Annotated in this window: 22 protein-coding genes; 13 read left to right on the top strand and 9 right to left on the bottom strand. The window is 71.3% G+C overall.

From position 1 onward, the window contains the following. Positions 1 to 3: 3 nt before the first annotated feature. Positions 4 to 1,434 (bottom strand): MFS transporter, encoded by a 1,431-nt coding sequence (locus tag ABS41_RS04445; protein ID WP_290591240.1) that lies wholly within the window; start codon positions 1,432 to 1,434, stop codon positions 4 to 6. Positions 1,435 to 1,524: 90 nt separating this feature from the next. On the opposite strand from ABS41_RS04445, the gene ABS41_RS04440 reads away from it, so the two are divergent. Further along, a complete protein-coding gene (locus tag ABS41_RS04440; protein WP_290591237.1) occupies positions 1,525 to 2,007 on the top strand; it encodes a GNAT family N-acetyltransferase in 483 nt (160 codons plus the stop codon). On the opposite strand, the gene ABS41_RS04435 is transcribed toward ABS41_RS04440, so the two are convergent. The 3 genes from ABS41_RS04435 to ABS41_RS04425 are packed head-to-tail and all read right to left on the bottom strand — an operon-like array spanning position 1,989 to position 5,926. Continuing rightward, a complete protein-coding gene (locus ABS41_RS04435; RefSeq protein WP_290591234.1) occupies positions 1,989 to 4,031 on the bottom strand; it encodes a M3 family metallopeptidase in 2,043 nt (680 codons plus the stop codon). The genes ABS41_RS04440 and ABS41_RS04435 overlap by 19 nt on opposite strands. A gap of 42 nt (positions 4,032 to 4,073) precedes the next feature. After that, positions 4,074 to 4,511, bottom strand: a complete 438-nt coding sequence (locus tag ABS41_RS04430) for a protease inhibitor I42 family protein (RefSeq protein WP_290591233.1) — start codon at positions 4,509 to 4,511, stop codon at positions 4,074 to 4,076. Beyond that, positions 4,508 to 5,926: a coniferyl aldehyde dehydrogenase gene (locus ABS41_RS04425; protein WP_290591231.1), complete on the bottom strand. Its 1,419-nt coding sequence runs from the start codon at positions 5,924 to 5,926 to the stop codon at positions 4,508 to 4,510. Before ABS41_RS04425 ends, ABS41_RS04430 begins: the two co-directional genes overlap by 4 nt. 139 nt (positions 5,927 to 6,065) lie before the next feature. On the opposite strand from ABS41_RS04425, the gene ABS41_RS04420 reads away from it, so the two are divergent. Further along, positions 6,066 to 6,599, top strand: a complete 534-nt coding sequence (locus ABS41_RS04420) for a gamma carbonic anhydrase family protein (RefSeq protein ID WP_290591228.1) — start codon at positions 6,066 to 6,068, stop codon at positions 6,597 to 6,599. Between the two features lie 10 nt (positions 6,600 to 6,609). On the opposite strand, the gene ABS41_RS04415 is transcribed toward ABS41_RS04420, so the two are convergent. The 4 genes from ABS41_RS04415 to hemB are packed head-to-tail and all read right to left on the bottom strand — an operon-like array spanning position 6,610 to position 9,487. Continuing rightward, complete coding sequence (locus tag ABS41_RS04415) at positions 6,610 to 7,425, bottom strand: transglutaminase-like domain-containing protein (RefSeq protein WP_290591226.1); 816 nt, start codon at positions 7,423 to 7,425, stop codon at positions 6,610 to 6,612. Beyond that, on the bottom strand, positions 7,422 to 7,652 hold the full coding sequence (locus tag ABS41_RS04410) for a DUF350 domain-containing protein (RefSeq protein WP_290591224.1): 231 nt from the start codon (positions 7,650 to 7,652) through the stop codon (positions 7,422 to 7,424). The genes ABS41_RS04415 and ABS41_RS04410 overlap by 4 nt, the downstream gene beginning before the upstream one ends. A 4-nt stretch (positions 7,653 to 7,656) precedes the next feature. After that, entirely contained in the window at positions 7,657 to 8,496 is an 840-nt protein-coding gene (gene aroE, locus ABS41_RS04405; RefSeq protein WP_290591222.1) for a shikimate dehydrogenase, read from the bottom strand. A 1-nt stretch (position 8,497) separates the two neighbouring features. After that, positions 8,498 to 9,487 (bottom strand): porphobilinogen synthase, encoded by a 990-nt coding sequence (hemB, locus tag ABS41_RS04400; protein ID WP_290591362.1) that lies wholly within the window; start codon positions 9,485 to 9,487, stop codon positions 8,498 to 8,500. 85 nt (positions 9,488 to 9,572) lie between these two features. Here hemB and ABS41_RS04395 point away from each other — a divergent pair, with 85 nt between their 5' ends. Genes ABS41_RS04395 through ABS41_RS04385 form a run of 3 tightly spaced genes read left to right on the top strand, consistent with a single transcriptional unit; the run spans position 9,573 to position 14,562 of the window. Further along, positions 9,573 to 10,388, top strand: coding sequence for an ABC transporter permease subunit (locus tag ABS41_RS04395; RefSeq protein ID WP_290591219.1), 816 nt, complete (start codon positions 9,573 to 9,575; stop codon positions 10,386 to 10,388). Then, entirely contained in the window at positions 10,385 to 11,896 is a 1,512-nt protein-coding gene (locus ABS41_RS04390) for an ABC transporter ATP-binding protein (protein ID WP_290591216.1), read from the top strand. The genes ABS41_RS04395 and ABS41_RS04390 overlap by 4 nt, the downstream gene beginning before the upstream one ends. A gap of 35 nt (positions 11,897 to 11,931) precedes the next feature. Beyond that, on the top strand, positions 11,932 to 14,562 hold the full coding sequence (locus ABS41_RS04385; protein ID WP_290591213.1) for an EAL domain-containing protein: 2,631 nt from the start codon (positions 11,932 to 11,934) through the stop codon (positions 14,560 to 14,562). A gap of 4 nt (positions 14,563 to 14,566) precedes the next feature. Here ABS41_RS04385 and ABS41_RS04380 read toward each other — a convergent pair whose 3' ends face one another. Next, positions 14,567 to 15,421 carry a glycosyltransferase family 2 protein gene (locus ABS41_RS04380; protein ID WP_290591210.1) on the bottom strand — a complete coding sequence of 285 codons (855 nt, stop codon included), beginning with the start codon at positions 15,419 to 15,421 and terminating at the stop codon, positions 14,567 to 14,569. A gap of 215 nt (positions 15,422 to 15,636) precedes the next feature. Here ABS41_RS04380 and ABS41_RS04375 point away from each other — a divergent pair, with 215 nt between their 5' ends. From ABS41_RS04375 to rpmG, 8 genes are all read left to right on the top strand, one after another. Then, positions 15,637 to 16,056, top strand: coding sequence for a hypothetical protein (locus tag ABS41_RS04375; protein WP_290591208.1), 420 nt, complete (start codon positions 15,637 to 15,639; stop codon positions 16,054 to 16,056). Between the two features lie 109 nt (positions 16,057 to 16,165). Continuing rightward, positions 16,166 to 16,813, top strand: a complete 648-nt coding sequence (gene rsmG, locus ABS41_RS04370) for a 16S rRNA (guanine(527)-N(7))-methyltransferase RsmG (RefSeq protein WP_290591206.1) — start codon at positions 16,166 to 16,168, stop codon at positions 16,811 to 16,813. A 31-nt stretch (positions 16,814 to 16,844) separates the two neighbouring features. Next, positions 16,845 to 17,627, top strand: a complete 783-nt coding sequence (locus tag ABS41_RS04365; RefSeq protein WP_290591203.1) for a ParA family protein — start codon at positions 16,845 to 16,847, stop codon at positions 17,625 to 17,627. Next, positions 17,624 to 18,526, top strand: coding sequence for a ParB/RepB/Spo0J family partition protein (locus ABS41_RS04360; RefSeq protein ID WP_290591201.1), 903 nt, complete (start codon positions 17,624 to 17,626; stop codon positions 18,524 to 18,526). The genes ABS41_RS04365 and ABS41_RS04360 overlap by 4 nt, the downstream gene beginning before the upstream one ends. Positions 18,527 to 18,596: 70 nt before the next feature. Next, complete coding sequence (locus tag ABS41_RS04355; protein WP_290591198.1) at positions 18,597 to 19,322, top strand: glycosyltransferase family 2 protein; 726 nt, start codon at positions 18,597 to 18,599, stop codon at positions 19,320 to 19,322. Positions 19,323 to 19,326: 4 nt separating this feature from the next. Then, complete coding sequence (locus tag ABS41_RS04350; protein WP_290591195.1) at positions 19,327 to 19,653, top strand: lipid-A-disaccharide synthase N-terminal domain-containing protein; 327 nt, start codon at positions 19,327 to 19,329, stop codon at positions 19,651 to 19,653. A 221-nt stretch (positions 19,654 to 19,874) separates the two neighbouring features. After that, complete coding sequence (gene rpmB / locus ABS41_RS04345; protein ID WP_106990316.1) at positions 19,875 to 20,111, top strand: 50S ribosomal protein L28; 237 nt, start codon at positions 19,875 to 19,877, stop codon at positions 20,109 to 20,111. 13 nt (positions 20,112 to 20,124) lie between these two features. Next, positions 20,125 to 20,289 carry a 50S ribosomal protein L33 gene (gene rpmG / locus ABS41_RS04340; RefSeq protein WP_043799877.1) on the top strand — a complete coding sequence of 55 codons (165 nt, stop codon included), beginning with the start codon at positions 20,125 to 20,127 and terminating at the stop codon, positions 20,287 to 20,289. Positions 20,290 to 20,484: the final 195 nt, after the last annotated feature.

The following is a 20,484-nucleotide window of genomic DNA, read 5'->3' as shown; positions in this document are numbered from 1 at the left end:
TCGCTACGTAGCGGGCCGCTGCGCGGCCTTGGGCTCCGCCACTTCCTCGCCATCGCGGGCGCGGCCGGCCATCTCGGCGCCGGCGTCGCGGGGCAGGCGGAACATCACCCAGGCCGACATCGCCGAGATCACGCCGACGGTGAGGAAGGCCCAGCCGAAGTTGGCCGGCACGGCGTAGTCCTGGCCGGTGAGCGCGCCGGCCACCTGCAGGGCGTAGCCGCCCACCGCCACGCCCAGCGCCAGCGAGAACTGCTGCATCATGCCCGACAGCGCCGAAGCCTGGCCCATGCGCTCCTGGTCGACCTCGGCGTAACTGATGGCGTTGAGGCTGGTGAACTGCAGCGAGCGGAAGCAGCCGGACATCAGCAGCACGCCGATGATCAGCCAGTGCGGCGTGTCGATGCGGAACAGGCCGAAGCCGGCGAGCATCGCCGACGCCAGCAGCGCGTTGACCCACAGCACGCGCCGGAAGCCGAAGCGACGCAGCACGCGCGCCGCCAGAGTCTTCATGAAGATCGCGCCCACGGCCGAGAAGAAGGTGAGCAGGCCCGAGGCCAGCGGCGTCATGCCGAAACCCAGCTGCAGCATCAGCGGCAACAGGAAGGGCGTGGCGCCGATGCCGACGCGGAACAGCAGGCCGCCCATCACGCCGGCGCGGAAGGTGGCCAGGCGCAGCAGCTGCAGGTCGATCAGCGGGTGCGGGTGCCGGCGCGCGTGCCCGACGTAGGCCAGCATGCCGGCGATGCCCAGCAGCAGGCAGCCCACCGCCACCGGCGTGGCCACGAGGTGGCGGCCCAGCGTGGAGAAGCCGAAAAGCGCCAGCGCCAGGCCCAGGCCCGAGAGCGCGAAGCCGGTCCAGTCGAGCGGTTTGACCGCCTCGCGCAGGTCGGGCACGAAGCGCCAGGCCAGGAACATGCCGACGACGCCGATGGGCAGGTTGATCAGGAAGATCCAGCGCCAGTCGCTGTAGGTGGCGATGAAGCCGCCGACGGGCGGGCCGAGGATGGGCGCGACGAGGGCCGGGATGGTGAGCCAGCTCAGGGCCTGCACCAGCTCGTTCTTGGGGATCGTGCGCAGCAGCACCAGCCGGCCCACCGGCACCATGAGCGCGCCGCCCAGGCCCTGCAGGAAACGCGCCGCCACCAGCTGGCCCAGCGAGCCGCTGGCGGCGCAGGCCAGCGAGCCAAGCAGGAACACGCCGATGGCCAGCATGAAGGTCCGCTTCGCGCCGAAGCGGTCGGCGATCCAGCCGCTGACCGGGATGAACACGGCCAGGGCCAGCAGGTAGGCGGTGAGCGCCAGCTTGAGCGCGATCGGCTCGGTGCCGAGGTCCGCGGCGATCGCCGGCAGCGAGGTCGCGATCGCCGTCGAATCCATGTTCTCGATGAACAGGGCCGTGGCAACGATCAAGGGCAACCGGCGCGAAGACTGCATCCGGCGATTCTAATCGGGTCGGCGAACACCAACGATTGAATCAGGCGCTTGAAGCGTTATTGTTCTCCGACCCCCTCAGGTTTGGATGGCATGGACCAGGTTCGGATCGTCCCGTTTGCGCCGGCGCTGCGCACGCACTTCCATCGGCTCAATGCCGAGTGGCTGGAGAAGTACCACTCGATCGAGCCCTTCGACCACGAGGTGCTGTCGAACCCGGAGACCTGGATCCTGGGCAAGGGCGGGCGCATCTGGTTCGCGCTGGTCGGCGACGAGGTCGTGGGCACCTGCGCGCTGATGCCCGACGAGCCGGGCACCTGGGAGCTGACCAAGATGGGCGTCACCGCCGGCCACCAGGGCCGGGGCATCGGCCGCAAGCTGCTGGCGGCGGCGATCGAGGGTTTCCGCGAGCTGGGCGGGCGCGAGCTCTTCCTCGAATCGAGCAGCAAGCTCAAGCCCGCGCTGCGCCTGTACGAGTCGATGGGTTTCGAGCTGCAGCCCGGCGTGAAGCCCGGCTCGCACTATGCCCGCGCCGATGTCTACATGATCTGGCGGCCTCAGGCCGCCAATCCGTAGGAGCGCAGCAGCGCCTCGGGCTCCGGCTCGCGGCCGCGGAAGGCCACGAAGCTCTCCAGCGCCGGGCGCGAGCCGCCCACGGCGAGGATTTCGCGGCGGTAGCGGGCGCCGGTGCTGGCGTCGAACACGCCGGCTTCCTCGAAGGCTGCGAAGGCGTCGGCGCTGAGTACCTCGGCCCACAGGTAGCTGTAGTAACCGGCCGAATAACCACCCGCGAAGATGTGCGTGAACGCATGCGGGAAGCGGTGCCAGGCCGGCGGCTGGATGACGGCCACCTCCTGGCGCACCTCGTCGAGCAGCTCCAGCGTGCGCGGTCCGCGCGCCGGGTCGTACTCCAGGTGCAGGCGGAAGTCGTAGAGCGCGAACTCCAGCTGCCGCACCAGGAACAGGCCGGCGTGGAAATGCCGCGCCTGCAGCATCTTCGCGTACAGGTCGTCGGGCAGGCGCTCGCCGGTCTGCCAGTGGCGGGCGAACAGGTCCAGGGCCTCGCGCTGCCAGGCGAAGTTCTCCATGAACTGGCTCGGCAGCTCCACCGCGTCCCACTCCACGCCGCTGATGCCGCCCACGCTGGGCCAGTCCACTTCGGTCAGCAGGTGGTGGATGCCGTGGCCGAATTCGTGGAAGAGCGTGACCACGTCGTCGTGGGTCAGCAAGGCCGGCGTGCCGTCGTGGCCGGGCGCGAAGTTGCAGGTGAGGTAGGCCACCGGCTTGTGCGCCGCCTCGCCGTCGCGAAGGCGCGAGCGGCACACGTCCATCCAGGCACCGCCGCGCTTGCCGGCGCGGGCGTAGTGGTCGAGGTAGACGCCGGCGCGCACGGTGCCGTCGAGGTCCACCACATCGAAGAAATGCACGTCCGGATGCCAGGCATCCACGCCCTGGCGCTCGACCAGGCGCACGCCGAACACGCGCTCGGCCACGGTGAACAGGCCCTGCATCACCGAGGGCAGCGGGAAGTAGGGCTTGAGGTCTTCCTCGCTGAAGGCGAAGCGCGACTCGCGCAGCTTCTCCGAGGCGTAGGCCACGTCCCAGGGCTGCAGGTCGGCCAGGCCCAGGGTTCCGGAGGCGAACACGCGCAGTTCGTCGAGCTCGCGCTGCGCGACGGGCCGCGCCTTCGACGCCAGTTCGCGCAGGAAGCCGAGCACGCGCGCCGGCGTGCCGGCCATCTTGTCCTCGAGCGATTCGTGCGCGGCCGAATCGAAGCCCAGCAACTGCGCCGCTTCGTGCCGCAGCGCCAGGATGCGGCCGATGCGCTCGCCGTTGTCGTGCTTGCCACCGTGCGGGCCCCGGTCGGAGGCGCGGGTGTTGTAGGCCGTGTAGATCTCTTCGCGCAGCGCGCGGCTGTCGGCGAAGGTGAGCACGGCCTGCACCACCGGGCCCTTGAGCGTGGCCAGCCAGCCGCCCACGCCCTTTTCCTTCGCCATCGCCTGCAGCAGGTCGCGCGCCGAGGGCGGCAGGCCGGCGAGCTCATGCTCCGCCACCGGCCGCGTCCAGGCATCGGTGTCGTCGAGCACGGCTTCCTCGAATTCGGTTTGCAGCTTGCTCAGTTCGTTCTGGATGGCCTTGAAGCGCGAGCGCGCCGGCTCCTCCAGCGCCACGCCGCTGAGGCGGAAACCGCGCAGGCTGTCTTCGACCAGCGTGCGGCGCGGACGGTCGAGCGTTTCGAAGGCGGGCGACTCGCGCAGCGCCTTCACTGCGGCATAGAGGCCGCGATGCTGGCCGAGCTCGGTGGCGTGGTCGGTGAGTTTCTCGATCGCCGCCGAATAGGCCTCGCGCAGCTCGGGCGAATCCTTGACGCCGTGCAGGTGCGACACCGGCGAAAAGGTGCGGCCGAGTTTCTCCTCCCAGCGTTCGAGCGGCGCCATCAGGGAAGCGAAATCGCGCGCGGCCGGGTCGGCCACCAGGCCTTCGACCGCAGCGCGGAAGTCGGCCAGCACGGCGTCGACCGCCGGATTCACGTGCGCCGGGGTGATGGCGGAAAAGGCGGGCAGTTCCGCGTCGGAAAGCAGGGGGTTGTTCGTCACCATGACCATCATCTGGGGTTCGTACAGCGGCAGGACAAGCCGGGCTCAGGGGGCCGGCACGACGTCGATTTCGAGCGCGAGGATCTTCCAGGCCGGGGCCTCGGTATCCCAGGGCCGGCCGTAGGCGAGGTGGAGGTAGGCCTTGCCCGGCGCCACCGCCTTGAAGCAATAAACGACATCCACCGGCGAGCCCACCGGCGGGGCCGGTTCGCCGGCCACCACCAGCGGCCGGCGGCGCACGCCCTCGCAGGGCACCGAGCGCAAGACGTCGCCGAAAGGATCGCGTCGCTGCCATTCGGCACCGGTGCTGGGGTTGGATTCGAGCTCGAAGCGCACGATGGCGCCGACCGGCAGGGCCAGCCGCCGCCCGCTGTCGGACTGCGTCAGGACCAGGACCTCGCCGGCCGCGGGCGCATCGGCCGCGCGTGCGGCGGGCAGCACGAGCAGCGCTGTCACCAGCGGGAAGAGCGCGGCGGTTCTCATCGCGCCAGCCACTTCACGACGAAGTCCGCCAGCTTGCCGAACGGCGGATCGAACACGAACATGCCGTTCAGGCGCGGCTGGAACATCACCGGCATGCGCTTGGTGAAGGTCAGGAAGCCCGCCTCGCCGTGGTACTGGCCCATGCCGCTGGGGCCGACGCCGCCCACCGGCAGCGCGTGCTGGCCGAACTGGATCAGGGTGTCGTTGACGCACACGCTGCCCGCCACCACGGTGTCGAGCGTGCGGCGCAGGCGCGCGCGGTCGCGATCGAAGGGGTAGAAGGCCAGCGGGCGGTCGCGGCCGAGGAGGTAGGCGATGGCCTCGTCGTGCGAGTCGTAGGACTTCACCGGCAACAGCGGGCCGAAGATCTCCTCCTGCATCACCTTCGCCTCGTCGGGCGGGTCGAGCAGCACGGTGGGCGGCAGCACTTCCACGCCCGGCGGCGGCGATTCGCCGTCGGGGCGGTGCTGCACCACGCTCACGCCGCGCTCCCGGGCGTCGTCGAGCCAGGCGCGCAGGCGCTCGGCCTGGCGATGGTTCACCACCGCGGTGTAGTCCGGGTTGCCGGCCAGGCTCGGGTAGCGGCGGCGCACCGAGGCCAGCCACGCGCGCACGAACTCGTCGCGCTTCGCGCGCGGCACCAGCACGTAGTCCGGCGCCACGCAGGTCTGGCCGCCGTTGAAGCACTTGCCGGCGGCGATGCGCTCGGCCGCCAGTTCGATCGGATAGTCCGGCGCCACCAGCGCCGGCGACTTGCCGCCCAGTTCCAGCGTCACCGGCACCAAGTTGGGCGCCGCGGCGGCCATCACCGCGCGGCCGACCACGGTGGAGCCGGTGAACAGCAGGTGGTCGAAGGCCAGCCGGCTGAAGGCCGCGCCCACCGCCGCATCGCCCTGCACCACCGCCACGCGCTCGGGCGGGAATACCTCGGCCAGCAGCCGCGCCAGCAGTGCCGAGGTGCGCGGGGTGTGCTCCGACGGCTTGACCATGACGTGGTTGCCGGCGGCGATGGCGTCGGCCAGCGGCACCAGGGCCAGCTGGATCGGGTAGTTCCAGGGCGCGACGATGCCCACCACGCCCAGCGGCACGCGCCGGATCTCGGCGCGCGCGGGCAGGAAGGCCCAGTTCACGCGCGGGCGTTCGGGGCGCATCCACTTGCGCAGCTTGCGGCGCAGGTGGCTGATCTCGTCGAGCGTCACCATCACGTCGGCGGCCAACGTCTCGTGGCGCGAGCGGCGGCCGAAGTCGGCCGACACCGCCTTGGCCAGGTCGTCGCGGTACCGGCGCACGGCCTCGGCCAGGCGCTGCAGGTCGTCCATGCGCTGGCGGTAGGTGGGCACCTGGCGCTGGTGCGCGGCGCGCAGGCGGGCCAGCAGGGGGCGGAGGTCTTCGTCGGGGTGGGCGGGGCTGTCCATGGCCCGATTCTAGCCCCCTGCACCCTCTGTAGGAGCGCCTTCAGGCGCGAATCCCTGCTCTTGGCCGAAGGCCAAGCCAGAACCTAAGGGATTCGCGCCTGAAGGCGCTCCTACGGGGAAGGCGCGATAAACTTGGGCCATGAACATCCGTCCCTACAAGGGCATCCTGCCCACCCTCGGCGCCCGGGCCTACGTGGATCCGGCGGCCACCGTCATCGGCGACGTCCACCTGGGCGAGGACAGCTCGGTCTGGCCGGGCTGCGTCATCCGCGGCGACGTGAACCACATCCGCATCGGCGCGCGCACCAACATCCAGGACGGCACCATCGTGCACGTCACCCACGATGGCCCCTACACCCGGCCCGATGGCTTCCCGACGATCATCGGCGACGACGTCACCATCGGCCACGGCGCCATCATCCACGCCTGCACCATCGGCAACGCGGTGCTCATCGGCATGGGCGCCACCGTGCTCGACGGCGCGATGGTGATGGACCACGGCTTCGTGGGCGCCGGCGCCGTGGTGCCGCCGGGCAAGAAGGTGCTGGCCGGCGAGCTGTGGCTGGGCAACCCGGCCAAGCCGGTGCGCCACCTCTCCGACAAGGAGATCGAGCAGCTCTACTACAGCGCCAAGCACTACGTGCGGCTGAAGGACGAGTACCTGGCGGGCTGAGCGGGCAGCCTCACTCGCGCCGGAATGCGGAGCGCCGTTGCCAGTTCGGACCGCTGTAGTCGGTCGTCATCGGCGTGCCCGCGTTCACCCAGTAGCTCTCGCGGTTGAACATCGACTCGGGCCGGTATTCCGGCATCTGCGCGGCCAGGGGCAGCGCCCGGCCGGGGCGCTTGTGGGTGGCCTCGAGCAGGTAGGTCCGGGCGCCGTCGAGCACCACCACCCAGGCATGGCCCTCGTCGCGCAGCGTGCCCAGTACGACGCGGGCGTCGAGGCCCAGGCCGATCAGCCAGTCGGCCAGGGCGATGGCGTGGTCCTCGCAGTCGCCCTGCGGATAGAAGAACGCCTCGCGGGAGGTTTGCCACAGGTCCGGCGCGCCCGGGTACTGGTCGTGGTCGTAGGCGTAGCGCTTGCGCTGGGCCAGCGACACCAGCGGCACCCAGGGCTCGACGCCGGCGAAGGGCAGGTAGCCGACCAGGTAGGCGTTGGCGAAGTGGTGCCGGCGGTCGAGGCCGGGCGCGACGGTGGTGACGGTCTGGTTGGCGTAGAGCCAGCCGAAGGACATCCACGTATTGCCGTGGCCGGCCTCGCGCAGCACCCGGGCCACCTGTCCTTCATGGATCCGCTGGCCGTTGGCCAGCTCGATGACGCGCGTTTCCGGCGGCGCCGCGAAGTCCTGGCCGGGCGAGGCGGGCGCGATGAGCTCGGGCACGCCCGGGATCGGTTCCCGCGGCCCCGCACCTTCGCGCTCGAACAGGCGCAGCGACATCAGCACCAGCGCGACCAGCAGCATCCAGCCCAGCGGATGGTCCCCGCCGCCGCGTTTCATCCGCGCAGGCCGAACACCGTCACGATCGCCACGAACAGCAGGATGGTGGAAGCGAAGATCGCCACCGCCAGGTTGCCCTTCTGCAGCTCCTGTTCGATGTCGATGTGCCGAAGCAGCTTGCGGTCGATGAACTGCAGGCCCAGCACCGCCACCACCAGCGCGATCAGGGTCTGGAGGATGTTGAGGCCGAGGTTGAAGAAGGTGGCGATGAGGAAATCGGTGGTCATGGGCTCAGTCCGCCGTGTGCAGCACGCCGGCGCGCGCGCTGAGCGCGGCGTGGACCGGGTCGGTGTCGGGGCGCTGGCCGTGCCAGATGGCGAAACTTTCGGCCGCCTGCTCGACCAGCATGCCGATGCCGTCGATGCGCTGCGCGCAGCCGGCGGCCTCGGCCCAGGCCAGGAAGGGCACGGCCGCCTCGCCATAGCTCAGGTCCACGGCCAGGGTGCGCTGCGTGGCCAGGGTGAAGGGCAGTTCGAGGCTGCCGCCGCGGCCGGCCGAGGTGGCGTTGACCACCATGTCGAAGCTGCCGAGGTTGCGCAGGTCGGACCAGTAGCGCGTGTGCACGCGGCCCGGCTCGCCCATCGCGTCGGCCAGGGCATCGGCGCGCTCCGGCGTGCGGTTGACCACCCACAGTTCCTCGATGCCGGCGTCGAGCAGGGCCGGCGCGGTGCCGCGGGCGGCGCCGCCGGCGCCGATCATCAGCACGCGGCGCGCGCGCAGGTCGATGCGGTGGCGCTCGGTGAGGTCGTGCACCAGGCCGATGCCGTCGGTGTTGTCGCCGTGCCAGGCGCCGTCGCGGCGCGTGAGCGTGTTGGCGGCGCCGGCGCGGCGGGCGCGCTCGCTGGCGGCGGCGCAGAGCGCGAGCGCGCGCTCCTTGTGCGGCAGCGTCACGTTGGCGCCGCGGCCGCCGGCATCGGCGAAGGCCGCCAGCGCGGTGGCGAAGTCCTCCGGCGCGGCGTCGATGGCTGCGTACTCCATCGCGATGCCCAGCTGGGTGGCGAAGGCGGCGTGGATGCGCGGCGAGAGCGAGTGCGCCACCGGGTGGCCGAACACGGCGTAGCGGGCGGTCATGTCACTGCTCCTTGAGCCAGCGCGCCGCGTCGAGCGCGAAATAGGTGAGCACGCCGTCGGCGCCGGCGCGCTTGAAGCCGAGCAGCGCCTCCATCGCGCAGGCGCGCTCGTCGAGCCAGCCGTTGATGGCGGCGGCCTTGAGCATCGCGTACTCGCCGCTGACCTGGTAGGCGAAGGTGGGCACGCCGAAGTGGTCCTTCACCCGGCGCACGATGTCCAGGTAGGGCAGGCCCGGCTTGACCATCACCATGTCGGCGCCCTCGTCGAGGTCGAGGCCGACCTCGCGCAGGGCTTCGTCGGAATTGCCCGGGTCCATCTGGTAGGTGTACTTGTTGCCCTTGCCCAGCGCGCCGGCGCTGCCGACCGCGTCGCGGAAAGGGCCGTAGAAGGCCGAGGCGTACTTGGCGCTGTAGGCCAGGATGCGGGTGTTGACGTGGCCCGCCTCCTCCAGCGCCTCGCGGATGGCGCCGATGCGGCCGTCCATCATGTCGCTGGGCGCCACCACGTCGGCGCCGGCCTCGGCGTGCGAGAGCGCCTGCTTCACCAGCGCCTCGACGGTGTCGTCGTTGGTGACGTAGCCATCGGCGTCCACCAGGCCGTCCTGGCCGTGGCTGGTGTAGGGGTCGAGCGCGACGTCGGTGATCACGCCCAGCTGCGGGTACTCTTTCTTGAGCGCGCGGATGGCGCGCTGGGCCAGGCCGTCCGGGTCCCACGCGGCCACGGCGTCGAGCGACTTGGCCTCGGGCGCGGTGACCGGGAACAGCACGATCGCCGGGATGCCCAGCGCCACCGCCTGGCCCGCCACCTTCAGCAGCTCGTCCACCGACAGGCGCTCGACGCCGGGCATCGAGGCCACCGGCGCGCGGCCGGCAAGTTCGTGGATGAAGACCGGCAGGATCAGGTCGTCGGCCGAGAGGCGGTGCTCGCGCACCAGGCGCCGGGAGAAATCGTCGCGGCGCAATCGGCGCGGGCGGGTATGCGGGAAGGCCATCGTGGACACTCGCTGTGTTCGTCCCGGCCATGATACGCCGCCCGGCGCGGCGGCTAAGATGCCCCGCATGCCTGCACCACGCCCCTTGCCCGCCTCCGCCCGCGCCTGCCTGTGGCTGATCGGCGCGCTGGCGCTGGCCTGCTGGGCCGGGCCCTGGCTGCTGGACCTGCCCGACCCGCACCGGCCGGACTGGAACGCCTTGTCGCAAGCCCCGTCGCTGAGCAGCGGCCACTGGTTCGGCACCGACGCCATCGGCCGCGACATCCTCGCGCGCACCCTGGCCGGCGGCCGGCTGTCGCTGACCATCGGCGCGCTGGCCACCGTGGTCGCGCTGGTGGTCGGGCTGGCCTACGGCGCCATCGCCGGCTACGCCGGCGGCCGCACCGAGCGGGCGATGGTGCGCGCGCTGGACGTGCTCTCGGCGCTGCCCTTCCTGCTGATCGTGATCCTGCTGCTGGCGCTGTTCGGGCGCTCGCTGTGGCTGCTGCTGGCGGCGATCGGCGGCTATGTGTGGATCGACCTGGCGCGCGTGGTGCGCGCAGAGGCCGCGCGCCTGCGCGAGATGCCCTTCGTGCTGGCCGCGCGCGCCGCCGGCGCCCGCTTCGACCAGGTGCTGCGCTGGCACCTGCTGCCCAACCTGCTGCCGCTGGGCCTGGTCTACCTTGGCCTGATCCTGCCGCAGGCCATCCTGGTGGAAAGTTTTCTCGGCTTCCTCGGCCTGGGCGTGGACGAACCCGCCGCCAGCTGGGGCGGCCTGCTCGGCGAGGGCACGCAGGAGCTGGACGTGGCGCCGTGGTCGCTGCTGTTCCCGGCCGGTTTCCTGGTGGCCACGCTGGCGGCCTTCCAGTTCCTCGGCGACGGCCTGCGCGACTGGCTCGACGTGCGCGGGGACGCGACGTGAGCCCGCTGGAAATTCGCGGCCTGGAAGTACACGCCGGCGCGCGCCGCCTGCTCGGCCCGCTCGACCTGCGGCTCGAACCCGGCGCCTGCCTGGCCCTGGTGGGCGAAAGCGGCAGCGGCAAGAGCCTCACCCTGGCGGCCCTGCTCGGCCTGCTGCCGCCCGGCCTGCAGGCCAGCGGCGAATTGCAGGTGGACGGCCAGGCGGTGCCGCTGGGCTCGCCCGCGCATGCCCGCCTGCCCGGCCGCGTGCTGGCCTGGGTACCGCAGGATCCGCAGGCCGCGCTGCACCCGCTGCGCCGCGTCGGCGACCAGCTGGCCGAAAGCCTGCGCGTGCTGCGCGGCCTCGACCGCGACGCGGCCGCGCGCGAAGCCCACGCCCTGTTCGAACGCCTGCGGCTGCCCGACCCGCCGGCGCTGCTGCGCCGCTATCCGCACCAGTTGTCCGGCGGCCAGCGCCAGCGCGTGCTGGTGGCCCTGGCCCTGGCCGGCCAGCCACGCGTGCTGCTGGCCGACGAACCCACCTCGGCGCTCGATCCGAGGCTGGCACGCGAGGCCCTGGGCCTGTTCGACCAGCTGCGCAGCGAGCTCGGCCTGGCCGTGCTGCTGGTCAGCCACGACCTGCCGATGGTGGCCGCGCACGCGCAGCGCCTGGCCATCCTGCGCGGCGGCGAGCTGGTGGAGCAGGGCGGCACCGCGGCGGTGTTCGCCCGGCCCGCGCACGCCTACACCCGCGAGCTGCTGGCCGCCGACCAACTCCCCGCGCCGGATGCCGCGCCTCCCGGCGCGCCGCTGCTGAGGCTCGAGTCCATCGAAATCACCTACCCCGGCCAGAACCGGCCGGTCGTGTCCGACATCAGCCTCGAGCTCCACCGCGGCGAATGCCTGGCCCTGGTCGGCGAAAGCGGCAGTGGCAAGTCCAGCCTGGGCCGCGCGCTGCTGCGACTGATGCGGCGCGGCGTGGGCGGACGCATCCTGCTCGACGGCGAAGACCTGCTGGCCGCGGGCAGCGGCCGGCTGCGGGCGCTGCGCCGGCGCATCGGCGTGGTGTTCCAGGATCCTTCGGCCTCGCTCGACCCGCGCCTGCGGGTGCACGAGATCGTTTCCGAGCCGCTGCGCATCCACGGCCTGGCCGACCGGGCAGGGCGGCGCGCGCGGGCCGGCGAACTGCTGCAGGCCGTGGGCCTGGCGCCGGAACTGGCGGAGCGCTGGCCGCACCAGCTCTCGGGCGGGCAGCGCCAGCGCGTGGCCATCGCCCGCGCGCTGGCCACCGACCCGGAGCTGCTGGTCTGCGACGAGGCGGTGTCGGCGCTGGACGCCCAGCACCGGGCCGGCGTGCTGTCCCTGCTGGGCCGGCTCAAGCGCGAGCGCGGGCTGGCGCTGCTGTTCATCACCCACGATTTCGCCGCCGCCCGGGCCCTGGCCGAGCGCTGCGCCATGCTCGCCGACGGCCGCCTGCAGGCCCTCGGAGCCACCCGCGAACTGCTGCCGGGCGCCGCCCCGACGGGCTGATATAGTCGTGTGAAGGCCACAGGGGAAGGCCACGTTTGAAGCCCAGCAGTCCGTTCTCGCCCAGTACCGCCGCCGGTCCGGCCGCCGCCGACCCGGTGCGCCTGCGCGCCAGCGATCCGGCCTCGCTGGCGGCCGAGGTCCAGCGCCTTCGGGTCGACGTCGAGCGCCTGGGCCGGGCCGAGCGCCTGCAGCGCGCCCTGTTCGCCATCTCCGACCTGGCCAGCTCCGGCGAGGACACGGCCAGCGTGCTGCACGGCCTGCACGAGATCGTCGGGCGGCTGATGTACGCCGAGAACTTCTACATCGTGCGCTACTCGCCCGAGCGCGACACGATGCGCTTCATCTACTTCGCCGACAGCCACGACCCGATCACGCCCGACCCGGACGAGGAGCTGCCGGCGTCGGAGATGGGCAACAGCCTCACCCTGGCCCTGATCCGCCACGGCAAGCCGGTGCTCGGCCCGTCCGACGAAGTCCGGCGCGCGCTGGGCGTGCGCCGCGACGAAACCCTGGGCCCGGACAGCGTGGACTGGCTGGGCGTGCCCATGCTCGACGACGGCGTGGTGCGCGGCGCGGTGGTGGTGCAAAGCTACGACCCGGAGTCGCGCTACACCGAGGACGACCGTGCGCTGCTGGGCTACGTGGCCCAGCACATCCTCACCGCGCTGGCCCGCCGCGACGCCCAGGAGGAACTCGAGCGCCGCGTCGAGGAACGCACCCGCGAGCTGCGCGAACAGGTGGCCGAACGCGAGCGCAGCGAGCGCCTGCAGGCGGCGCTGTTCCGCATCGCCGAGCAGGCCGGCCGGGCCGAGAGCATCGAGGTGTTCTACGCCGAGGTGCACGGCATCGTCAGCGCCCTGCTCGACGCCCGCAATTTCTTCATCGCACTGCTCACGCCGGATGGCCAGGAGCTGGACTTCCCCTACTCGGTGGACGAACGCGACCAGGCGCGCCCGCGCCGCAGGCTGGCCCGCGGCCTCACCGAGTTCGTGCTGGCCAGCGGCGAGCCGCTGCTGGCCGACCGCGACGGCATCCACCAGCTGGTGGCCGAGGGCAAGGTGCAGTCCTTCGGCACGCCCTCGGTGTGCTGGCTGGGCGTGCCGCTGCAGATCGAGGGCCGGGTGGCCGGCGTCATCGCCGTGCAGAGCTACACGCCTGACTACCTCTACACCCGGCGCGACCAGGAGCTGCTGAGCTTCGTGTCCTTCCACATCGCCCAGGCCCTGGAGCGGCGCCGGGCGCACGAATCGCTGCGCGAGGCCTATGCCGAGCTCGAACAGCGCGTGGCTGCGCGCACCAGCGAACTGGCCGACGCCAACCGCGAGCTGCTCGACCAGATCTCGGTGCGCGAGCGCATGGAGCACAAGCTCAAGCACGAGGCCATGCACGACACGCTCACCGGCCTGCCCAACCGCAGCCACCTGCTGGGCCGCATGGGCATGGCGCTCTCGCGCTACCGCTTCGACCCCGGCCAGCTGTTCGCGGTGCTGTTCCTCGACCTCGACCGCTTCAAGGTGGTCAACGACTCGGTCGGCCACCTGGTGGGCGACGAGCTGCTCAAGGAAGCCGCCCGGCGCATCGGCCGCTGCGTGCGCGACCCGGACATGGTGGCGCGCCTGGGCGGCGACGAGTTCGCCATCGTGCTCGACTTCATCCACTCGGCCGACGAGGCGGTGGTGGTGGCCGAACGCGTGATCGAATCGCTGGCCGAGCCGATGCGCATCGCCGGCAAGGAGCTCTACACCTCGGCCAGCATCGGCATCGCGATGGTCGACGGCCGCTACCGCAGCCCGGAAGAACTGCTGCGCGACGCCGACGTGGCGATGTACCGCGCCAAGGCCAACGGCCGCCAGCGTTACGCCATCTTCGACGAACACCTGCACGAGGCGGCGCTCAAGCTGCTCGAGCTCGAGGGCGACCTGCGGCGCGCGCTGCAGCGCCAGGAGTTCGTGCCGCATTACCAGCCCATCCTGTCGCTGGCCGATGGCCAGCTGGTGGGCTTCGAGGCGCTGATGCGCTGGCACCACCCCGAGCGCGGCCTGAGCATGCCCGGCGAGTTCCTGGGCGTGGCCGAGGAAACCGGCAGCCTCGAGCAGATGGACTGGCAGATCTACGAGCTGGTCTGCCGCGACATCCACCGGCTCAACCTGGGCCGCGCCTACGCCACGCTCAACGTCTCGCCCCGGCACCTGCGCGTGGCCGACTTCGACCAGCGCCTGCTCGAGCTGATCTCGCGCCACGGCGTCAGCCCGCAGCGGCTGCGCCTGGAGGTGACCGAAGGCGCGCTGCTCGAAAAGCCCGAGCAGGTGCGCGAGTGCCTGGCGCGGCTGCGCGAGGCGGGCGTGCTCACCCTGCTCGACGACTTCGGCACGGGCTATTCGTCGCTCAGCTACCTGCACCGCTTCCCGCTGCACGGCCTGAAGATCGACCGCAGCTTCGTGCGCGAGCTGCGCAGCGGCGAAAGCGGCGGCAGCACCGCCATCGTGCGCGCCATCCGGCTGCTGGCCGATTCGCTGGGCCTTGAAGTGATTGCCGAAGGCATCGAGGCCGAGGAGCAGCGCTACCAGCTGCGCCTGCTCGGCCTGAGCCTGGGCCAGGGCTACCTGTTCTCGAAGCCGGCCTCGGCCGAGGAAATCCTGGCGCGCTACGCGCCGGCGCAGGCCTGAGGCTTCAGCGCGCCAGGCCTTCGCTGGCCCGGACCGAACGCTTGCGCCGGGTCTCGGCGCGGATGGCGCGGTTGCGTTCGATCGATTCTCTGGTGGCGTAGCCGCGCTTGTGGTCGAGGTGCACGCACACCGCGCGGTAGCGGATGCGCTTGCCCTTGATGCCGGCGTTTTCCATGCGCTCGCCGAACTCGCGGTCCTGGCCGCCGTACTGCATGCGGGTGTCGAAGCCGTTCACGCGCAGCAGGTCGGCCTTCCAGCCCGAGGCGTTGTGGCCGTTCCAGCTGGCCTTGGCGGTGCTCAGCTGGTCCCAGAACCAGGCCCAGCGGCCGCTGACCTTGAGCTTGCGCGAGACTTCGGCCGGGCTGCAGCCGTTGGCGCGCAGCCAGTCGGGGCGGGCGAAGTCGCCGGCGGCGATGTTGGCCTCGTCGATGGCCAGCGAGGTCGACATCGGCAGCTTCACATAGCCGCCCGACAGGAAGCGGCCCGGCTCGCGCAGTTCGTGGTGCACGGCCATGAAGTCGGCGCGCGGAATGCAGTCGCCGTCGGAGAAGACCAGGTAGTCGGCGCGCGCGGCTTCGCTGGCGCGGTTGAGGATCTCGCACTTCTGGAAACCGTTGTCCGGGTGCCAGACGTGGCGCAGCGGCACCGGGAAGTCGGCCGCCAGCGCCTCGATCATCTCGCGCGTCTCGTCCTTCGAGCCATCGTCGGCCACCACGACCTCGAAGTCGCGGAAGGTCTGGTGCGCGTAGCCCAGCAGCGCCTTGCGGAGCCAGGCGGGCTGGTTGTAGGTCGAGAGCACGACCGACATGGCCGGCGGGGTGGCGCGGGCGGGGCCCAGGTCAGTGATTCGTAGCGACATGCGGGGGCAGGGTCTTCGGTCCGAGGCGCTGAGACTACACCAGCCGCCGAAAGGGGCCGTGCAGGGACCGCGTTCCCCTGCCCCCGCCGTGGGGGAGCGTCAAGCCCGCTTTGTCCGAATTGTGAAACCAGTCACGTTTTTGATAGTAAGCTTGAGGAAAACTGGCTAACCCCCCGCCCCCAATGACATTCATGTCCCCGCTCCTGCCCCTCCCGATGCCCCTGGCACCCCTGGCCTGGCTGACCGGTTTGCGCCGGGTGCCGGACAACAGCGTGGTCACGGTGCACCGCTTCGGGCGCTTCGTGCGGGCCCTGGGGCCGGGCTGGCGCTGGACCCTGCCGGGCCTGGACCAGCTGGGCCAGCCGGTCTGCCTGATCGGCCATCACCTTGATATCCCTGCCGATTCCGGCGCCCACGCCGAGCTCTACTACCAGATCCTCGACCCGGCCCAGGCCGGCGAGGCCCTGGACCGGGTCGATGCCCTGGTCACCGACCAGGCCCGCGAGGCGCTGGCCAGCCTGGCGGCCGCCAACGACGACGCGCCCTCGCTGGCCGAGACGCTCAAGGCCGAGCTCAACCGCCGCCTCGGCCGCATGGGCCTTCGCGTCATCCGCTGCGCCCTCCACCCCGCCTGACAAGAAACGGGGTCAGGTTCACTTATTCCTCCGACGCTACCGCCGAAGGCGAGGGCACCGGCGGGAATAAGTGAACCTGACCCCGTTTCTTCCCGGTCATAATGGCGGCATGAATCCGCTCAACCACCTCGCGCCCGAACTCGAGGCCGGGCTGGTCGCGCTCGGCCTGCCGCCGCAGCCGCTGGCCGGCCGGCTGCTCGAGTACCTGGCCCTGCTCGACCGCTGGAACCAGGCCTACAACCTCACCGCCGTGCGCGACCCGCGCGAGATGCTGCACAAGCACCTGCTCGACTCGCTGTCGATGTGGAAGGCCGTGCGTCCCGGCCGCCTGGCCGACCTGGGCACCGGCCCGGGCCTGCCCGGCATCCCGCTGGCCCTGGCGGTGCCCGGGCTCGAGGTGACCCTGGTCGAGAGCAACGGCAAGAAGTGCCGCTTCATGCGCGAGGTGGTGCGCAAGCTCGGCCTGGCCAACGCCCGGGTGGTGGAAGCGCGCGCCGAGGCCGTGGACGAGCCGGGCGCCTACGACCAGCTCACCGCCCGCGCCATGGACACCCTGGCCGGCATCCTGGCCGTGGGCGGCCACCTCCTGGCCCCGGGCGGGCGGCTGCTGGCCATGAAGGGCCAGCGCCCCGACGCCGAGATCGCCGCGCTGCCGGCGGGCTGGGCGGTCGAATCCGTGCAGGCGCTCTCGGTCCCGGGCCTGGAAGGCGAGCGCCACCTGGTCACGGTCACCCGCGGGCCGGCCGAGCCGGCATAATCCCCCGTTCGGGGTCGGGGAAGGAGAGTCCATGGGTCGCATCATCGCCATTGCCAACCAGAAGGGCGGGGTCGGCAAGACCACCACCGCCGTGAACCTGGCCGCCGCGCTGGCCGCGACGCCGCGCCGCGTGCTGCTGGTCGACCTCGACCCGCAGGGCAACGCCACCATGGCCTCGGGCGTGGACAAGCGCGAGCTGGAGAACTCCACCTGCGAAGTGCTGCTGGGCGAATGCGAGGCGCGCGCCGCCGTGGTGAAGTCGCCCGAGGGCTTCGACCTGCTGCCCGGCAACATCGACCTCACCGCCGCCGAGATCCGCCTGATGGACGAAGCCGGCCGCGAGCAGCGCCTCAAGTCCGCCCTGGCGCCGCTGCGCGAGGACTACGACTACCTGATCATCGACTGCCCGCCCTCGCTGTCGCTGCTCACGCTCAACGCCCTGGCCGCGGCCGACGGCGTGATCGTGCCGATGCAGTGCGAATACTTCGCGCTCGAGGGCCTGAGCTCGCTGGTGGACACCATCAACGCGCTCAAGGGCAAGCTCAACCCGCAGCTGGAGATCGAGGGCATCGTGCGCACCATGTTCGACGTGCGCAACAACCTCGCCAACGCGGTTTCGGGCGAGCTCACCCGCCACTTCGGCGACAAGGTGTTCCGCTCGATCATCCCGCGCAACGTGCGCCTGGCCGAGGCGCCCAGCCACGGCCAGTCGATCGTCGGCTACGACCGCGCCTCGCGCGGTGGCATCGCCTACCTCGGCCTGGCCGGCGAGATCGTGCGGCGCGAGAAGAAGATGCACAAGGAGATGGCATGAGCAGCAAGAAGCGCGGCCTCGGCCGAGGCCTCGACGCCCTGCTGGGCACCGGCAACAAGGGCGCCGCCCCCGCGGACGAGGCGTCGGCCGGCGAGGGCCTGCGCACCCTGCCGCTGGCCCAGCTCCAGCCCGGCAAGTACCAGCCGCGCAGCGCGATGGACCCGGCCAAGCTCACCGAGCTGGCTGAATCCATCAAGGCCCAGGGCCTGATCCAGCCGATCGTCGTGCGCGCCATCGGCAACGGTAAGGACGGCCAGGCGCGCTACGAAATCATCGCCGGCGAACGCCGCTGGCGCGCCGCCACCCAGGCCGGCCTGACCGACGTGCCGGTGGTGCTGCGCGAGGTCGACGACCGCGCCTCGATCGCCATGGCGCTGATCGAGAACATCCAGCGCGAGGACCTCAACCCGCTCGAAGAGGCGCTGGCCCTGAGCCGGCTGATCGACGAGTTCTCGCTCACCCACCAGCAGGCCGCCGAGGCCGTGGGCCGCTCGCGCGCCTCGGTGTCGAACCTGCTGCGCCTGCTCGAGCTGCCCGAGGGCATCCGCAAGCTGCTCGAGGAGCGCCAGCTGGAGATGGGCCACGCCCGCGCCCTGCTCACGCTGGCGCCGCAGGCGGCCCTGGCCCTGGCCCGCGAGGCCGTGGCCGAGGGCTGGAGCGTGCGCGAGGTCGAGCGCCGCGCCCAGCTGCTGGCCAAGGGCCAGATCCCCGGCAAGAAGCCGGCGAAGGGTCCGGCCAAGAAGACCGATGCAGACATCGCCGCGCTCGAGCGCGAGCTGTCGGAGCGGCTCGGCGCCAAGGTCGCCGTGCAGCACGGCCGCGGCGGCCGCGGCAAGCTGGTGATCAGCTACCACGGCCTCGACACCCTCGACGGCATCCTGGAGCGTCTGCGGGGCTGAGTCGCCCTAGCGACTTGTTAACGGCGCGCCTGCGAGAATGCGCGCCAACCCCAGCGCCCAAGGGCACCGCGTGAGCCAACCCCAGCTGTCCGTCGTGATTCCCGCCTTCAACGAAGAGGGGAACGTGCTGACCCTGCTCGGGGAAATCGTCGCGGCGCTGCGCGGCGTCGTGCCCTTCGAGGTGGTCTTCGTCGACGATTGCAGCCGCGACGGCACGCTGGCCCTGCTGCAGGGCGCGAAGGCCGGCACGCCCGAACTGCGCGTGCTGGCCCACCGGCAGCAGAGCGGCCAGAGCACCGCCATCCGCAACGGCGTGAAGGCCGCGCGCGCGCCCTGGGTGGCCACGCTCGACGGCGACGGCCAGAACGACCCGGCCGACCTGCCCAAACTGCTGGCCGCCCGCGACGCCGGCCCGGCCGACGTGAAGCTCTACGCCGGCTGGCGCGTCAACCGCCAGGACACCGGCAGCAAGAAGTGGGCCTCGAAGTGGGCCAACGCCATCCGCTCGCGCCTGCTGCGCGACGCCACGCCCGACACCGGCTGCGGCACCAAGCTGTTCGAGCGCGCGGCCTTCCTCGAGCTGCCCTATTTCGACCACATGCACCGCTACCTGCCGGCCCTGATGCAGCGCGCCGGCTGGCGCACCGTCTCGGTGCCGGTGAACCACCGCCCGCGCGGCGCCGGCGCCTCGAAGTACACCAACCTGGGCCGCGCCCTGGTCGGCATCCGCGACCTGATGGGCGTGGCCTGGCTGATCAAGCGCAGCAAGCGCACCGACATCCGCGAACTGGAGTGAGGCCGTGAACGAGGAAATCACCTGGCTGGCCTGGTCCGGCCTGCACGTGACGCCGTGGAAGCTGGTCGGCTACCTGGGCGCGCTGATGTTCGGCGGCCGCTGGGTGGTGCAGTTCATCGCCAGCCGCCGGGCCGGCAAGCCGGTCATCCCCCGGGTGTTCTGGTACATGAGCCTGGTCGGCGCCCTGATGACCCTGAGCTACTTCCTGTTCTCGGCCAAGCAGGACTCGGTGGGCGTGCTCCAGAACCTCTTCCCCACCTTCACCGCCGCCTACAGCCTCTGGCTCGACATCCGGCACCGCGGCTGGCACCGGGACAAGGCCGGGCACTGACCGGCCTGTGGATAAGTCTTGCCTGGGGCCCCGGCCGCGGGCATAATGCGCGGCTCGCTCCGCATCTGCCCCCTCGGCCCTGGCCCCGGTAGTGCGATCCCGGCCCCTGGCGGAGCGTTGGTTCCATCCCGCATCGCATGCGCCTGCAGGCCACCCGGCCCGCCGCGCGGGGCCGCCGCCGCCCGGGCTATGGGCGGCCAGTCCGACCCAGGAGTCACACCATGAGCCGAGTTTGCCAAGTTACCGGCAAGGGCGTGCAGAGCGGCAACAACGTCTCGCATGCCAACAACAAGACCCGCCGCCGTTTCCTTCCCAACCTGCACGAGCGCCGCTTCTGGGTTGCCTCGGAGAACCGTTGGGTGAAGCTGCGTGTTTCCATGCACGCCCTGCGCACCATCGACAAGAACGGCATCGACGCCGTGCTGGCCGAAATGCGCGCCCGCGGCGAAAAGATCTGAGGAGGACTGAACCATGGCATCCAAGCGCGACAAGATCCGCCTGACCTCGTCGGCCGGCACCGGTCACTTCTACACGACCGACAAGAACAAGAAGACCACCCCGAACAAGATGGAGATCAAGAAGTACGATCCCGTCGTTCGCAAGCACGTGATCTACAAGGAAGGCAAGATCAAGTAATCCGCAAAGCGGATTACCTGCAGGAGCGCCTTCAGGCGCGAAGCCTTCGAAGAAGACCCGCCCACGTGGCGGGTTTTTTTTACCCCGGGAAAAGAATCGCGCCTGAAGGCGCTTGTGTCTGGCTTTTGCCCTAGGGTTTGGGGTGAGAGCGGGGTGCGGGACGCCGCTGTTGCGCAGTGCTCGAAAGCACGGGTA

It is taken from the genome of Arenimonas sp. SCN 70-307 (assembly GCF_001724815.1).
Taxonomy (GTDB): Bacteria; Pseudomonadota; Gammaproteobacteria; order Xanthomonadales; family Xanthomonadaceae; genus Arenimonas.
The sequence above is the reverse complement of the archived record's forward strand: the minus strand, read 5'-3'. Positions and strand labels throughout refer to the sequence as shown.